The sequence below is a fragment of the Cryptosporangium aurantiacum genome, from assembly GCF_900143005.1.
Classification (GTDB): domain Bacteria; phylum Actinomycetota; class Actinomycetes; order Mycobacteriales; family Cryptosporangiaceae; genus Cryptosporangium; species Cryptosporangium aurantiacum.
The window spans coordinates 13,641-26,371 of the sequence record NZ_FRCS01000026.1; the positions used below are offsets into that span (position 1 = coordinate 13,641).

Sequence of the window (12,731 nt, forward strand, 5' to 3'; positions counted from 1 at the left end):
GACGCCATGACTGTCACCGACATCCCACAAGGTCGCATCGAGTACCGATCCGCCGGACCACAGGCCAGCACGGAGCCACCGGTCGTGTTCGTCCACGGCCTGCTGGTCAACGCGGAACTGTGGACCAAGGTCGCCGACGCGCTCGCTCTCGACGGCGTCCGCAGCTACGCCCCCGACCTGCCGCTCGGCTCGCACCGCATCCCGTTGCCGGTCGGCACCGATCTCAGCCCGCGAGGCGTCGCCCGGCTGATCAACGACTTCCTCGCCGCGCACGACCTCACCGACGTCACGCTTGTCGGCAACGACACCGGCGGCGCACTGTGCCAGTTCCTCATCGACACCGACCACAGCCGAATCGGACGCCTCGTCCTCACTAACTGCGACGCGTTCGACCAGTTCCCGCCCGCGCCGTTCGGACTGATCTTCAAGGCCGGCCGCCGGCCCGCGCTGCTGCGCGCGCTGATGGCCTCGGTACGCCCGAAGGCCTTACGCCACTCCATGCTCGGCTTCGGAGGGCTGGTCCGTGACCCGCTCGATCCCGCGCTCACCCGCCGCTGGATCACCCCAGCGCTCAACGACCCGGCGGTGCGCCGAAACACCGCCGACTTCCTGCGTCATGTCGACCCCAAGGACCTCGTCGACGTCTCGACCCGGCTGCACCGATTCCCCAAAGCGGCCCGTATCGTCTGGGGAACTGCCGACCCGTTCTTCAAGATCGGCTTGGCTCGCCGCCTGCGTGACGCCTTCGCCGACGCCACCCTCGTCGAAATTGACCGTGGGCGGACCTTCCTTCCATTGGACGAACCGGAGTTGGTCGCCAATGAGATCCGCGCGGCCCACGCGCTGACGGCGTAGCGGGCTGCCTCGCGTTATCGACCCGAGCCAGAGCCTTCTACGACGCACGGCACAGTTGGAGATCCTCGCCGCGCCGGGTGACGTGGAGGGGGTGGGTGGCGATTCGTCGCTCAATCCGTTTCGTACTCGTCGCGGTGGCGCAGCCACTGCATGGTCGGGGTCTGCGGCCAGCCGGCCGGTGAGTCCTCCCAGGCCTCTTGGCGGCCGTACGGCGTCAGGTCGAGGAGGTTGAAGTCCAGGCGTAGCCGGTCCACGCCGCGTCCGCGGGTGAAGTAGGTGCGGAAGACCTCGTCGCCGTCGCGGAGCAAGACGCTCAGGCCGAAGCCTCCGTCGAGCCCGAGATCGTCGTTGAAGTCGCTGGGGTGGCTGGAGTACCACGGCGCGGTCCAGCTCATTCGCTGCCTGACCGGCGTGATCTCTGCCTGAGGCGCGCGGGACATCAGGATCAGCCTGGTGTTGCGTGCCTTGAGATGCGGGCTCGCGTGCTCGGCCAGGTTGTCGGTGAACGAGCTGCAGCCGTCACACAGGTGGTCCGAGCCCGGCTCGAGCATGAAGTGATAGATCACCAGCTGCCGTTGGCCGCCGAAGAGGTCGGTGAGGCCGACCTCCTCGCCGTCCGGTGCGACGAAACGGTAGGGCTTGTCCAGGCGCGTCATCGGCAGCCGTCGCCGCTCGGCGGCGAGCCGGTCGAGCGCGTGCGTGAGCTCCTTCTCCTTGACGAGCAGCGCGTCGCGCGCTTCCTGCCACTCCTGCGGGGACACGACGGGCGGGCGGTTCATGGGCTGCCTCCTCTAGTTAGTCTCTTCAAGAGACTCGACCATACCAAACTTGGTCTCCTTAAGAAACTAAGCGGGATATGCTCGGCTCATGCAGCGCACGCAGTTCTCCGACATGGCTTGCTCCATCGCCCGGACGCTCGACGTCATCGGGGAACCGTGGTCGCCGCTGATCCTGCGCGATGTCTACGTCGGCATCACCCGGTTCGATCAGCTGCTGCGCGATCTGGGGATCTCCCGCAAAGTCCTCACGCAGCGGCTCGCGTGGCTGGTCGAGCAGGGAGTGCTCGAGCGTCGGCAATACTCTGACCGGCCGGTACGCCACGAGTACGTGCTGACTCCGAAGGGGACGGAGCTGTGCGACCTGCTCCTGGTGATGGTGCGGTGGGGCGACCGCTGGACCGCTGGTGAGGCCGGCCCACCGGTGGTGTACCGGCACCATGCCTGTGGCGAAATCGCCGCGGTGGAGCTGACCTGCTCGCACTGCGGCGAGCCGATGAACGCGACCGACGTCGACGTGCTGCCCGGCCCTGGAGCAGCCGGCTGAGCCACAGCCGGACTGCCTACTGCCGGATCGTCGGTAACCCGCAGGCCGCGCGGTTCGCAGCCGGTCGCCCCGAGAACCGCAGGCTGCCCGGTTCCGAGCTAACCGGCGACGACCTCACCGTTCTCGAGATACAGCGTGCTGTCGTGGTCGGCCGCCCGTAGCGCCGCGCGGACGCGCCGGGCCAGCAGCGGCGACATCCGCTCTTCGGCCTCCGCCTCGGTGCACCACCGCCAGCTGCGCAGTTCCTCGGCCGGCAACCGGATGGCGGCGAGGTCCGGCTCCCGCAGCTGACCGGCGAAGACGAACATCAATCCCTCGGTACGGGTGCCGCGGGGCGGCACCCAGTCAGTCACCAGCAAGCGGCCCGGCGTGATCGCCAGACCGAGTTCCTCCATCACCTCACGCGAGGCTGCCGCGAACGGTGACTCGTTGAGATCAACCGCGCCGCCGGGGATCTCCCAGTCGGGCTTGTACGTCGGCTCAACCAGCAGCACCCGCCCCTCGCCATCGGTGAACAGCACCGCGGCCGCGGCACGCTTGGTGGGGAGAGTCGCGGTGTAGTCGATGGTCACCACCGCAGGCTAGTGACACGGCGAGGGCCGGAGCCCGCCGCGCGGACTGAGCGGCGGGATCTAAGCGGTCCTGATCAGCGCGTCAGCTCGTCGAGCAGTTCCGCGAGTTCGGCAGGGCGGGACAGGAACGGGGAGTGGCCGGTCGGGATCCGGCGGACGTCCTTCGTGTGGGCGGCCATTGTCTCCTGCAGCGCCGCACCGGCGCGTCCGCGGTGCGCTTCGTGGACCAACCGGTCGAGAATTTCCTGTTCCTGCTGGCGACCGCGCAGCCTTGCGTTGATTTCCGCAGTCACCTAGCCCCCTCACCCGGCAACGCGAAGCGTACCTGTGCGCCGTTGGCTCATCTCGGGCCTGCCAGGCCATTGAGCAGCAGCGCGGTCACGGTGTCGACGATCTCGTCGTCGGAGGCGTTGATGGCGCCGGAGGACAGCGTCGCGTAGGCGAGCATCGAGAGCATCCCGCCCATTGCCGCGGCGACGAGTGTGGGGTCGCCGGGCAGTGTGCGGCCGAGCTCGCGGACGTACTCCAGGTGGTCGCGGATCATGTCAGTGTCCTGGGTAAGCCGCCGCCACATCGCGTCCGACTTCGGCCCGGCCGCCACCGTCGACTCGAACAGCGCGACGACCACGGGAAGGTTCGCGCGCATCACCTGCCAGGTCGTCGCCAGGTGCTCGCGGAGTACCTCCGGGTCGGTCAGGTCGTGTTCGCGGGGATGCCCTCCGTCGGCCAGTCGCTCGCGCGCCTGGCCGTGCAATTCCATGAGCAGTGCCTGGAGCAGCTCTTCCTTGTCCGCGAAGTGGTCGTAGAACACCCCGGTGGCCCGCCCGGCAGCCGAGGTGATGTCCACGATCTTCGTGTTCAGGTAGCCCCGCTCCACGAACACGGTGCGGGCTGCGCTCAGTAGGGCGGCCCGGGTCTCGGCCGCCTTGGCCTTACGAACACTCATTTCGACGCTCCCTTGACGACGCTTCGACGTTGTCAGCATACTGAACCCCAGTTCGCCGAATGTTGATTCGGCGAATTTCGATTCGGAGGATGGGCTCATGAGCGCGACGAATGCCTTACGGCTGGTCGACGTCAGCAAGACCTTTGGGGACGCCGACACTGCGGTGCGTGCGTTGGACGGCATTTCGCTGAGCCTGGGGACGGGCTCCTTCACCGCGGTGATGGGGCCATCCGGCTCCGGCAAGTCGACGCTGCTGCAGTGCGCGGCCGGGCTCGAGCAGCCGGACAGCGGGTTCATCGAGGTCGACGGAGCCCCGATGGCGGTCGGCAGCGAGGCGAAGCTGACGAAGTTCCGCCGGGACCGGATCGGTTTCGTCTTCCAGCAGTACAACCTGCTGCCGATGCTGACCGTGGTCGAGAACACGACGCTGCCGCTCACGCTCGCCGGGCGGCGGGTCGACACGGCCCGGGCCCGAGCGATCCTCACCCAGGTCGGTCTCGGTGACCGCCTCGACCACCGGCCCGACCAGCTCTCCGGCGGGCAGCGTCAGCGCGTCGCGATCGTGCGGGCGCTGGTCACCGAACCGCCGGTCGTCTTCGCGGACGAGCCGACGGGAGCCCTGGACACCCGCAGCGCGCGCGATGTTCTCCACCTGCTGCGGCGGGCGGTCGACGATCACGGGCGCAGCGTGGTGATGGTGACGCACGATCCGGTCGCTGCGTCCTATGCCGACTCGGTGGTGTTCCTCGCTGACGGCCGGCTGGCCGGCGAACTGCGGGCGCCGACGGCAGACGCGGTCGCCGAGCGGCTGGCACACCTCGCCGACACCGTGTCCGCGGGGGTGTGAAGCAGATGCTCTCGCTCGCGATCCGCTCGATCCGGCACCGGCCGGGCCGCCTCGTCGCCACGCTGCTGGCCGCTTTTCTCGGCAGCGTCATCGTCATGACGTTCAACTCGCTGCACGACACGGCCGCCGGGGCGGGCGTCGACCCGGCCAGCGCCGAGTCGCTCAGCCTCACCGGAGGCGTCGTCGGCGGATACGGCACGCTGCTGGTCCTCTTCGCGGTCGCGTCGACGCTGACGGTGAACGTCCGCCAACGCAGCAGCGAGATGGACCTGCTCCGGGCCACCGGAGCCACGCCGGGGCAGATCAGCCGACTGATCGTCGGCGAAGCCGCGATCGTCGCCGTTGCCGGTGCCCTACTCGCGATCTGGCCGGCGATGCTGGCCGGCCGCGCCCTGGTGGATCGTTTCCACGACAGCGGCCAGGTCGCGGAGTCGGTGCCGTACGTGTTCGGACCGATCGGGCTTGGTGCGGGCTTCGCCATTACCGTGATCGCGTCGGTGGGAGCCGCCTTCCTGGCCGTCCGCCGCGGACTGCGGGCCGCTGCGGGCAAGCGCGCCTCCCGTGGACGGTTCCGGCAGGTGGCGGGTCTGATCGCACTGCTCGCCGGCGCCGGTGCGGTCAGCGCGACGTTCGCGATGCAGGCGACCGACACCGCGCTGATGGCGGCCCCGGCCTACGGCGCCATCCTGTTGTCGATCGGCCTCGCGGTCTTCTCGCCGCTACTGCTGCGGGCGCTGCTCGCGGTGGCGGAGCGTCCCCTCCGGGCGGTGTTCGGCGCCGGCGGCCACCTGGCCGTGCTCAACGTGCGCCGGCGCGCCGACGAACTCTCCGGCATCCTCATGCCGCTGGTCGTCTTCGTCGGGATGGCGACCGCCACCCTCTACCTGCAGGCGGTCGAGAGCGACGCGATCGAGGCCTCCGGCGTCACCAAGTCGGTCGAGGACAAGAACCTCGAGACGCTCAACGTGGTGGTCGTCGGCATCATCGCGGCGTTCTCCTGCCTCATGCTGGTCAACACGCTGTACGCCGCCACCTCGTATCGGCGGCAGGAGTTCGGGCAGCAGCGTCTGGCCGGCGCGACACCGGGTCAGGTGCTCCGCATGGTGGGCAGCGAGGCGGTCGTGCTGACGTTCACCGGTGTCCTGTTCGGCACGGTCGCGGGCGTCGCCGGGATCCTCGCCTTCACGTTCGTGCGGACGGACGCTCTGCGTCCGGACGTGGGCCCCGGGCTCTGGCTCGGGATCGTGGCCATCGCGGCGGTCGCGACGCTGGTCACCAGCCTCGTGACGGCGACCCGGACGCTCCGCGCACCCGCGATCGCCGCGGTGGCCGCCTGAGCGGGCGTCCCGCAACGACCCGCCTCGTTTACATCTCGTTCGCAACGCTCTTCCTAACGTGCCCCGCATGCGCACGCTCCTGGTGGCTCTTCTCCTGATCGCGACGCTCACCGCTTGCACCGACGACACCGGTCCCGAGCCCGCTCCGCGCGAGAGCGTCGGCCAGTGTGATGCCGGGCTCCACGCGGCGTTCAGCGCCTGGACACGAGCCGGATTCAGCGGTTCGGTGGCCATCTCGACCAAGGGTCGGTTCGACTGCCTCGCCGGCTTCGGTTCGGCGAACGACAGCGCCGGGACGCCCAACACTCCTGACACGGTGTTCAGCATCGGTTCGGTCACCAAGTCGTTCACCGCCGCGACGGTCTTCCACCTCGTCGACGCCGGGAAACTGTCGCTCGACGACCCGGCCGGCCGGCTCCTGCCCGAGCTGGCCGGGCCGGTGGCCGGCGTCACGGTGGAGCAACTGCTCCTGCACACCAGCGGCCTGAACGGCTCGCACGGCGAAGACCACCAACCGCTCTCTCGGAACGAGGCCATCACCGCGATCAACCGGCTGGAACTCGCGTTTCCGCCGGGCACCGACTACGTGTACTCGAACGCCGGATACACGCTGCTCGCGCTGATCATCGAGAAGGTGTCGGGTTCGAGCTACCGGGACTACACCGCGACGAACATCCTGCCGCTGCCGGGCAGGACGGTGGCAGGCGGTTTCTGGGACGGCGAGCCGGCGGCGCCGGGCCCCCGCGCCGTCGGCTACACCGAGAGCGGCGCCCCCGGTCACGACGGCACGTTCGCCGGGCCGCATTGGGCGGTGGACGGCAACGGCGCGCTCGCGATGACGGCCCGCGACCTGGCCGCCTGGACCCATGAGCTGTTCACCGGTCGGCTGGTGTCGCCCGCGTCGGTACGGGCGATCAGCACCCCGGGGCACGATCTCGGGAATGGCCAGGCCGAGACCCCCGGCTGGGCGGCCGTCGACGCGTCGGCCTACGGCAAGCCGTTCCTCACGGCGTCCGGCGGCGGGGGCGACGTCGGCCACAACGCGGTCGTCGCGTGGGTACCGGAGCGCCAGCAGGCGATCGTGGTGATGTCCAACAAGCCGCGTCTGCCGGCCGGGAAACTGCTGAAGACGCTGGCGCCGGCGCTGATCTCCGGGCATCGAATGCCGACGCCCGGCGCCCCGCCCGCCGACGCCGATACTGCCGCTAGGGTCGGGACCTACCGCCTCGCCACCGGAGGTTCACTCGACGTGAGCGCGAGCGGCAACCGCCTCGTGATGTCGGCGCGCGGCACCGACGCCGTCATCGCCGCCCTGCCACCACGCGACCTCTCCACCGAGGACATCCGCGACCACGAGCGCCGCGTGCTGGCGGTGCTGCGGGGGGAGTCGTCCGATGGCCGCACCGAACGCAAGTTGTTCGAGTCGGATTACGGGCCGATCACCGACATCGCGCTGGCCGGGACGGTGTTCCACGACAACGACGTCCGCACGTACGTGACGATCAGTACCCGATCGCGGTCGGTCCTCGGCTGGTTCTCCGTCGACGAGAAAGGCGGCGTCGGGGCGGTCGAGGTTCCGACCGAGCCGCCGTCGCTAGCGCTCGTGCCGTCCGGGAACGGCCGCTACCGGCCGGACGATCCGACCGAGACGGGACCCGAGGTGACCGTCGAGTTCGCCGACGATCGGATGACCGTCACCACCCCGCGCGGCACCACGGTCGCGCGGCGGGCCGGCTGACCAGCATGCGCATCCTGCTCGTCGAGGACGATCCCGACCTCGCGGAGATCACCGCGCTCGGGCTGCGCAACGAGTCGTACGCGGTCGACGTGGCCGGCACCTACGCCGACGCCGAGGAGTTTCTCCGGGCGACCCCGTACGACGTCGCCTGCTTCGATCTGGGGCTGCCCGACGGCAACGGGCTCGACCTCGTCCGCCGGGTCTCGCACGATCCGGACCTGCACCGGCCGCGGCGAACACTGGTGCTCACCGCGCGGGACGCGGTCGCCGACCGGGTCGCCGGTCTCGACGCCGGCGCTGACGACTACCTGGTCAAGCCGTTCCACTTCGCCGAGCTGGTGGCTCGGCTGCGGGCGCTGGGCCGCCGGGGGGACGAGCGAGGGTCGACGCTGCGGGTCGGCGAGCTCACGATCAACCTCGCCACCCACCAGGCGTGGCGGGCAGGCTGCGGCCTCGACCTCACCGCCCGCGAGTTCTCCCTGCTCCGCTACTTTCTGCACCATCCCGGCGTGGTGCTGTCCGCCGAAGAGCTGCTGGAGCACGTATGGGACGCCCATGCCAACCCGTTCACCGCCTCGGTCCGGGTGATCCTCAGCCGGTTACGTCGCAAGCTCGGCGATCCGCCGCTCATCGTCACCGTGACCGGCGTGGGCTACCAGTTGAGGACCGATCATGAGTGACGGTGGCCGGGTCTGGCGGTCGCTGCGGGCACGGCTCGCGGTGCTCGGATTCCTCGCGGGCTACGTCCCGGTCCTTCTGCTCTTCGGCGTGGTGCTGGCGACCGACGTCGACACGACGGTCACCGCCACCGGCGGCGCGGAGGCCGTCACGGCCACCACGGCCCAGCGGTCGGCATCGGTGACCTGGACCGTCGTCGGTCTCGCGCCGGTGGCGGCCGGCCTGGCGTGGTGGTGGGCCGGCCGGGCGGTGCGCCCGATCGAGCGCATCCGGGCGGTCGCCGAGGACATCCAGGGCACCGATCTGGGCCGGCGCATCGCGCTCGATCAGGGCCCCACCGAGGTGGTGGCGCTGGCGGCGAGCTTCGACGCGATGCTCGGCCGGCTGGAGCAGTCGGCCGATACCCAGCGACGACTCATCGAGGAGACCAGCCACGAACTCCGCATGCCGCTGGCGGTCCTGCTGACCAACGCCGAGGTGCTGCTCGCCCACCCCGACCCGACGATCGAGGTGTATCAGCAAGGATTGCAGCGCTCGCGTGGAGCGGTGATCCAACTACAGGCCACGATCGACGGTCTGCTGGTGGACGCTCGTGGGCGCGCTCGCGTCCTCGACCGCCGGCCCACGGACGTGATGGCCCTCGTCGCCGAGGTGGTCGCCGACGCGCGGGTGCTGGCCGAGCCGGGAGAGCTGACCGTCACCGGCCCACCCACGGCCGCGTGCCCGGTCGACGCCCCGACGGTGCGGCGGGCCATCGCCAACCTGGTCGACAACGCCATCCGGTACACAGCCTTCCGGTACCCACCGGGCGGCTCGGACGTGGAGATCGCGGTCGAGGTCACCGACGCGGACGTCGCAGTCGTCGTCACCGACCACGGACCAGGTATCCCCACCGACCAGCAGAACCGTGTCTTCGAACGGTTCTGGCGCGGCCATCGCAACCCGCCAGGCGCCGGCCTCGGCCTGCCGATCGCGCATCAGGTGGCGCTCGCCCACGGAGGTAGCCTCTCCCTGCGGTCGCCGGGGCCGGCCGGCGATGGCTGCGCTTTCCGGTTGACGCTTCCGCGCACGGCATAGCCGTCCGGGGCCCGGTGGCTCACACACTGTGGGCGGCTTCGACGTAACGGTTCTTCCCGGCGTCCTTCGCGCTGTACATGGCGGCGTCGGCGACCCGGACGAGATCGTCGGCGGTGTCGCCGGGATGGCTGACCGCGATACCGATGCTGGCGGAGACGTGGGCCGGCGTGCCCGCGAGGTCGATCGGCGCTCGGACCTCGGCGATGACCCGCTCGGCGGTCACGCGGGCGGCGTCGGTGGTCGTACAGCCCTCAAGGAGGATGGCGAACTCGTCACCGCCGAGGCGGGCGACGGTGTCTGCGGCGCGCACGCTGGCGCAGAGTCGGTCGGCGACCGCTCGCAGGACGGTGTCGCCTGCGTGGTGTCCGAGCTGGTCGTTGACGGCCTTGAATCCGTCGAGATCGATGTACAGGAGTGCGATGCGATGCCCGGAGCGGGATTGCGTGAGCAGCGCGTGCGTGAGCCGGTCGTAGAGCAGCGCCCGGTTGGCTATTCCGGTCAGCGGATCGTGGAAGGCCAGGTGATGCAGCTGCTGCTCGCGTTCGCGGAGCTGGGCTTCGACGTGTTCCCGGCGAGCGATGTCGCGGCGCAGCGCCGTGGTGGCTTGATCGACCTGGTGCAGGGCGTGGCTGCGGCTACCGGCGAGCACTCCGGTCACCGCGCCGAGCATCAGGGTCAGTGCGGTGCCCGCAGCGAGGGTGAGCCGGCTCATGCCTCGGTCGGTGGCGGCCAGCAGGTCGGTGGTGGGCCACGCGGTCATCTGCCAGCGACGTTGCCCGACGAACAAGGTGCGGTGCCGTACCAGCGAGGCGTCATCGACGCGCCGGCCGGGACGCACGGCGGTGAGGACGGTGCCGTCTGTCCGGCCCTCGGTCACGCTGACCTGGACCGCGCCCTGGCCGCGGTCGAGCAAGGTCCTGGACAGGAAATCCTGGCCGCGAACGGGCATGACGACCCAGCCGTGGAACCGGTCGGGCAGCGCCAAGCCTTGTGCGGCGTACACCGGGGCGGCGAACACGAAGGACGGCTGTCGGCGTTGCTCGGCCAGCCGCTGGTCACGGAGAAGCTGGAACGTCGTGCTGACGGCCAAGGTGTGGCCTTGCCAGGCGCGGAGAAGAGCTTCGGCGGGCTGGGGGCTCTGTGTCAGGTCGATGCCGGGGACGTCGGCGAGAGCGTCGAAGGAGCGCTCGTACACCACGAACGCGTGGCGTGACGTTCCCGCGGCCGGGCGCAGCGTCAGATCGGTGGCGCCCAGAGCACGCCAGTGCCGTTGCACGGCGGGAATCTGGCTGGGGGTGGCGGGAACGACAAAACTGATGCCGGCCGAGCCAGGCATGCGCGTGGTGGTGAGCCCGGCGGTGATCCTCGTGAAGTCGTCCTTGCGCAGGTCGGACTGGGCGCCGACGGCAGCAGCGAGGTCATTCAGCGCCTCGGCGTACCGCGCGGTTCGGTCGCTGATCGCTGCCGACAGCTCGTCGGCGTAGCGGTCCATGAGCTGGTTGGCGGCAAGCCTCTCGCCTCGCTCGACGGTCGTGAACGCGGTCGCGGTGACCAGTCCGCCGGTGGCCAGCACCATGGCTACCACCATCAGACCAGCCCGGTTTCGCCGCTGTGCTCGCCATCGCGCCCGCATACCGTTCTGATCGGCACGCACGACCGGCCGTTGACCGATCTGTGGTCGGTGTAACCGGCGCCGGGTGAGGCGCGCTGGACGTGCTACGGAACTGAGCCGGCCGGAACGACCCATTCGACGGGTGCGGGCTCGGTCAGGTCGGGGTCCAGGTCGATGACGGTCTTCATGGCTCCACCTCGTCGTATATACAGCGTATATACGACGAGGGGCCCCCGGCCAGGGCCGGACGGGAGCGGCTCGAGCTCGTGTCTCACGAAATCACGTACGGTTGGGGTACCGGTGATTCCCCGTGCGCAGCCGTTCAAGGCTTCGTCGTCCTCGGCCGCACAACAACCGAAGCGACGCTTCAGGAAGCCGGATTCGATGGACAACACGTCCCCCGCCCCGCTGGCCGACCTCAACGCCGAGTTGTTCTCGCTCCTGGCCGGGTCTCCAGGCATGGGTGAGTTCTTGGAGCACGTCGTCGTGCTCGCGTCGGACGTCGTCGATCCGGCGGCGGCCTGCGGCCTGACCGCTCACCGCGACGGTCAGCCGTTCACCGCGGCCACGAGTGCGGAGCTGGCCGCCCGGGTCGATGAAATTCAGTACGACGCCGACCAGGGACCGTGCCTGGAAGCGCTGCACACCGGCCGGGCCGTCTGGGTCGATGACCTGTCCGTCGACGTACGCTGGCCCCGCTACCGGATGCCCGCCCTCGCCGCAGGCGTCGCCAGCTCACTATCGCTGCCCTTGCGCGTCGACGGCCACACCGTCGCGGCGTTGAATCTCTATTCGGTTCAGGCCCGCGCTTTCACCTCACCCGCGCGGCAGTTCGCGGAGGCGTACGCGGCTCAGTGCGCCGCCGCCCTCACGCTCGCTCTGCGTCACGCCTCGCAAGCCCAGGTCGAGGAGCAGTTGAACGCCGCGCTGGCCTCCCGCAGCGTCATCGACCAAGCCCTCGGCATCCTCATGGGCCAGCAGCTGTGCACCCCTACGAGAGCGTTCCAACTGCTGAGGGAGGCCTCTCAGCACCGCAACCGAAAACTCCGTGACGTTGCGGCCGACGTCATCACGCGAGTCACCGGGCAGCCTCCGCAGGAGCCATCGGTGTCCCGCGCGACGCCGAGCGAATTTGTGCGCTACGGCAGCTGAACGACGTCCCGGCCGAGCGTGGGGCGGCGGGCCGTTTTCGAGGAACTCGCTCCGAATCCGGTTTTGCCGGTCAGACCGGACTACTCTGGATGTACCGAGGTCATTTCGAGCGTTGGCAGCTTGGTCGACGTCGTCCTGGGCGAATCGCAACCGCCGGCCACCGCCGGGGACAGGTCGATGTCATGACGCCACTCCCGCCGGTCGTCACCCCGCTGCGGCGTCGGCCGGGGCGCATCACGGCCACCGTCGACGAACGCGGCCCTCGGAAGCACGCCGGTGCAACGGGTGGCACCGTGCGGGCGCTGACCGCGGCGCTGGCACCGCACCTGTCCACGGCCGATCCCGAGCTGCACGGTCTGGCAGCCACTCTGCTCACCGCGCAACAGGACTACGCGCTGAGCGTGTCGGACACGCCCGGCGCCACACGGGACGAGGTGCGCCACCGGTATTTCGAAGCGGCGCGCGACTACTGCGAGGCGTTGGAGCGCCGCGGACTCGCGCTGCCGCCCGGCCTGTTAGAAGCCGAGCACTGGCTCGCTGATCGGGTGGATCCCGCGGACGACTAGGGGACCGGACGCTGACCTTGCGCCGGAT

General features: G+C 69.9%; 14 protein-coding genes. 9 read left to right on the forward strand and 5 right to left on the reverse strand.

All coding sequences use genetic code 11. The features are described from left to right. Positions 1-6: 6 nt before the first annotated feature. The gene (locus BUB75_RS40855) at positions 7-855 is read left to right on the forward strand and encodes an alpha/beta fold hydrolase (RefSeq protein ID WP_073265685.1); all 849 of its coding nucleotides are present in this window, start codon (positions 7-9) and stop codon (positions 853-855) included. 110 nt (positions 856-965) lie between these two features. Here BUB75_RS40855 and BUB75_RS40860 read toward each other — a convergent pair whose 3' ends face one another. After that, complete coding sequence (locus tag BUB75_RS40860; protein WP_073265687.1) at positions 966-1,634, reverse strand: DUF899 domain-containing protein; 669 nt, start codon at positions 1,632-1,634, stop codon at positions 966-968. A gap of 88 nt (positions 1,635-1,722) precedes the next feature. On the opposite strand from BUB75_RS40860, the gene BUB75_RS40865 reads away from it, so the two are divergent. Continuing rightward, a complete protein-coding gene (locus BUB75_RS40865; RefSeq protein ID WP_073265690.1) occupies positions 1,723-2,178 on the forward strand; it encodes a winged helix-turn-helix transcriptional regulator in 456 nt (151 codons plus the stop codon). A 98-nt stretch (positions 2,179-2,276) separates the two neighbouring features. Here BUB75_RS40865 and BUB75_RS40870 read toward each other — a convergent pair whose 3' ends face one another. The 3 genes from BUB75_RS40870 to BUB75_RS40875 all read right to left on the reverse strand — a co-directional run bounded on the left by BUB75_RS40870 (position 2,277) and on the right by BUB75_RS40875 (position 3,696). Next, on the reverse strand, positions 2,277-2,750 hold the full coding sequence (locus BUB75_RS40870) for an NUDIX domain-containing protein (RefSeq protein ID WP_073265807.1): 474 nt from the start codon (positions 2,748-2,750) through the stop codon (positions 2,277-2,279). A 74-nt stretch (positions 2,751-2,824) separates the two neighbouring features. Further along, entirely contained in the window at positions 2,825-3,043 is a 219-nt protein-coding gene (locus tag BUB75_RS45885) for a hypothetical protein (protein ID WP_143175742.1), read from the reverse strand. A gap of 47 nt (positions 3,044-3,090) precedes the next feature. Next, positions 3,091-3,696, reverse strand: coding sequence for a TetR/AcrR family transcriptional regulator (locus tag BUB75_RS40875; protein ID WP_073265692.1), 606 nt, complete (start codon positions 3,694-3,696; stop codon positions 3,091-3,093). A gap of 97 nt (positions 3,697-3,793) precedes the next feature. Between BUB75_RS40875 and BUB75_RS40880 the strand changes: the two genes are divergently transcribed. The 5 genes from BUB75_RS40880 (at position 3,794) to BUB75_RS40900 (ending at position 9,373) form a co-directional block, all read left to right on the forward strand. Then, positions 3,794-4,543 carry an ABC transporter ATP-binding protein gene (locus BUB75_RS40880; RefSeq protein WP_073265694.1) on the forward strand — a complete coding sequence of 250 codons (750 nt, stop codon included), beginning with the start codon at positions 3,794-3,796 and terminating at the stop codon, positions 4,541-4,543. A gap of 5 nt (positions 4,544-4,548) precedes the next feature. Continuing rightward, positions 4,549-5,880, forward strand: a complete 1,332-nt coding sequence (locus BUB75_RS40885; protein WP_073265809.1) for an FtsX-like permease family protein — start codon at positions 4,549-4,551, stop codon at positions 5,878-5,880. Positions 5,881-5,947: 67 nt separating this feature from the next. Then, positions 5,948-7,618 carry a serine hydrolase domain-containing protein gene (locus BUB75_RS40890; protein ID WP_073265696.1) on the forward strand — a complete coding sequence of 557 codons (1,671 nt, stop codon included), beginning with the start codon at positions 5,948-5,950 and terminating at the stop codon, positions 7,616-7,618. A 5-nt stretch (positions 7,619-7,623) separates the two neighbouring features. Further along, on the forward strand, positions 7,624-8,298 hold the full coding sequence (locus BUB75_RS40895) for a response regulator transcription factor (RefSeq protein ID WP_073265698.1): 675 nt from the start codon (positions 7,624-7,626) through the stop codon (positions 8,296-8,298). Beyond that, on the forward strand, positions 8,291-9,373 hold the full coding sequence (locus BUB75_RS40900; RefSeq protein WP_073265700.1) for a HAMP domain-containing sensor histidine kinase: 1,083 nt from the start codon (positions 8,291-8,293) through the stop codon (positions 9,371-9,373). The genes BUB75_RS40895 and BUB75_RS40900 overlap by 8 nt, the downstream gene beginning before the upstream one ends. Before the next feature lie 19 nt (positions 9,374-9,392). On the opposite strand, the gene BUB75_RS40905 is transcribed toward BUB75_RS40900, so the two are convergent. After that, the gene (locus BUB75_RS40905) at positions 9,393-10,949 is read right to left on the reverse strand and encodes a diguanylate cyclase domain-containing protein (protein ID WP_073265702.1); all 1,557 of its coding nucleotides are present in this window, start codon (positions 10,947-10,949) and stop codon (positions 9,393-9,395) included. 420 nt (positions 10,950-11,369) lie between these two features. On the opposite strand from BUB75_RS40905, the gene BUB75_RS40910 reads away from it, so the two are divergent. Both BUB75_RS40910 and BUB75_RS40915 read left to right on the forward strand, forming a co-directional pair. Beyond that, positions 11,370-12,137 (forward strand): GAF and ANTAR domain-containing protein, encoded by a 768-nt coding sequence (locus BUB75_RS40910; RefSeq protein ID WP_073265704.1) that lies wholly within the window; start codon positions 11,370-11,372, stop codon positions 12,135-12,137. Between the two features lie 182 nt (positions 12,138-12,319). Next, positions 12,320-12,703 carry a hypothetical protein gene (locus BUB75_RS40915; protein ID WP_073265706.1) on the forward strand — a complete coding sequence of 128 codons (384 nt, stop codon included), beginning with the start codon at positions 12,320-12,322 and terminating at the stop codon, positions 12,701-12,703. Positions 12,704-12,731: the final 28 nt, after the last annotated feature.

Bases quoted from the DNA above. Each gene is read 5' to 3' on its own strand.
- BUB75_RS40855 (WP_073265685.1), top strand. From the start codon at position 7: ATGACTGTCACCGACATCCCACAAGGTCGCATCGAGTACCGATCCGCC.
- BUB75_RS40860 (WP_073265687.1), bottom strand. From the start codon at position 1,634: ATGAACCGCCCGCCCGTCGTGTCCCCGCAGGAGTGGCAGGAAGCGCGC.
- BUB75_RS40865 (WP_073265690.1), top strand. From the start codon at position 1,723: ATGCAGCGCACGCAGTTCTCCGACATGGCTTGCTCCATCGCCCGGACG.
- BUB75_RS40875 (WP_073265692.1), bottom strand. From the start codon at position 3,696: ATGAGTGTTCGTAAGGCCAAGGCGGCCGAGACCCGGGCCGCCCTACTG.
- BUB75_RS40880 (WP_073265694.1), top strand. From the start codon at position 3,794: ATGAGCGCGACGAATGCCTTACGGCTGGTCGACGTCAGCAAGACCTTT.
- BUB75_RS40885 (WP_073265809.1), top strand. From the start codon at position 4,549: ATGCTCTCGCTCGCGATCCGCTCGATCCGGCACCGGCCGGGCCGCCTC.
- BUB75_RS40890 (WP_073265696.1), top strand. From the start codon at position 5,948: ATGCGCACGCTCCTGGTGGCTCTTCTCCTGATCGCGACGCTCACCGCT.
- BUB75_RS40895 (WP_073265698.1), top strand. From the start codon at position 7,624: ATGCGCATCCTGCTCGTCGAGGACGATCCCGACCTCGCGGAGATCACC.
- BUB75_RS40900 (WP_073265700.1), top strand. From the start codon at position 8,291: ATGAGTGACGGTGGCCGGGTCTGGCGGTCGCTGCGGGCACGGCTCGCG.
- BUB75_RS40905 (WP_073265702.1), bottom strand. From the start codon at position 10,949: ATGGTGCTGGCCACCGGCGGACTGGTCACCGCGACCGCGTTCACGACC.
- BUB75_RS40910 (WP_073265704.1), top strand. From the start codon at position 11,370: ATGGACAACACGTCCCCCGCCCCGCTGGCCGACCTCAACGCCGAGTTG.
- BUB75_RS40915 (WP_073265706.1), top strand. From the start codon at position 12,320: ATGACGCCACTCCCGCCGGTCGTCACCCCGCTGCGGCGTCGGCCGGGG.